General features: G+C 75.1%; 3 protein-coding genes. All 3 read right to left on the reverse strand.

Going from position 1 to position 1387, the window contains the following annotated elements:
* Positions 1–812: serine/threonine-protein kinase (locus tag ENC19_RS29135; protein WP_164450243.1), on the reverse strand; the 812-nt coding region annotated here is incomplete at its 3' end.
* A 44-nt stretch (positions 813–856) separates the two neighbouring features.
* Entirely contained in the window at positions 857–1063 is a 207-nt protein-coding gene (locus tag ENC19_RS29140; RefSeq protein WP_164450244.1) for a hypothetical protein, read from the reverse strand.
* Positions 1064–1065: 2 nt separating this feature from the next.
* A partial coding sequence (locus tag ENC19_RS29145; protein ID WP_164450245.1) for a substrate-binding domain-containing protein occupies positions 1066–1387 on the reverse strand: 322 nt, incomplete at its 5' end.

The raw sequence follows: 1387 nt of genomic DNA on the forward strand, positions 1-1387 counted from the left end.
GCCAGTAGTCCGGCCGTGGGACGTCGTTCCGGATCAGGGTCGAGGCAGGCCAGCACCAGCTGGGCGAGGTCCGCCGGCAGGCCCGGCACCCGTGGGGGTGCCACGGCCGGTCGGTTGGCATGCACCCGGACCGCGTCCGGCCAGCTGCGCACGGGCAGCGGCACGTCACCGGTGAGGGCGCGGTACAGCAGTGCACCCAGGGCGTACACGTCGCTGGCCGGATGGGCCGGGTCGTTGCCCAACCTCTCCGGTGCCAGGTACGCGGGCGTACCCATCAGGGCGCCGCCGGCCGGTCGCCCACCGGGCGTGGGCGCCCCGGCGAGTGCGGCGATACCGAAGTCGAGCACCTTGGCACCGTTGTCGGTGAGCATGACGTTGCCCGGCTTGACGTCGCAGTGCACCACGCCGAGGCGGTGCGCGGCAGCCAGGGCGCTGGCCACCTCGGCGGCCATCCGCAGGGCCGGCCGCCAGGGCAGCGGACCGTCGGTCAGCCGGTCGGCGAGATTCCGCCCGTCGACCAACTCCATCACCAGGTACGGCACGACGCTGCCGTCGGTCAGGGCCGCCTCGCCGTAGTCGTACACCTGGGTCACGTGGGGGTGGGCCAGGCGTGCCGCCGCGCGGGCCTCCCGCCGGAGGGTGGCCCGCAGGTCCGGGTCGACGGCGAACGTCCCGGCGAGGACCTTCACCGCGACCGACCGGCCCAGGACCTCGTCGTCGGCGCGCCACACCTCGGACATTCCGCCGAGGCCGACGCGGTCGTGCAGCACGTAGCGGTCGTGCAACCGCAGGCTGGGGGTGAACGGAGACATGGGCCTCCAGTCTGCCTGCCGCACCGCCCCGCGCACCACCCGCCCTACGTCCGGCAGGCGGGCGGTGCGGGCACCGGACGGGGCTGGATCTGGTCGGCGAGTCGGCGCAGCGCCCCGGCGGCGAGCCGGCGGGTGACCACCAGCCGCTCCGGCCGGGGTACGTCGGGTCGGACCGGCGCGTCCGGGCGGGCGGACATGACATGGCGGGTCACCGCGTCGACGGCCATGACGAAGCCGGTGGACTGTTCCATGCTCAACTCCTCGGAACCGGTCCGGAGCTGCTCCGGACGACGAGTGTGGTGGGCAGCAGGATCTGGCCCGCGGCGGCGTCCACGGGCGGGTCGAGCAGCAGCGTGGCGGCGCTTCGGCCCTTCGCCTCGCCGGGTTGGCGGATGGTGGTCAGGCCGGCCGGGGTGGCCTCGGCGATGTCGTCGAAGCCGGTAACCGAGACGCCCCGCCCCCACCCGCCGTCGGCACGCAGGACGTCGAGGGCACCGAGGGCGAGCACGTCGGAGCAGGCCAGCACCGCGGTGGGCGGTTCGGGCAGGTGGGTCAGCGCGCTGACCGCGGCGGCG

The sequence above is a fragment of the Verrucosispora sioxanthis genome (assembly GCF_010560025.1).
Lineage (GTDB): Bacteria > Actinomycetota > Actinomycetes > Mycobacteriales > Micromonosporaceae > Micromonospora > Micromonospora palythoicola.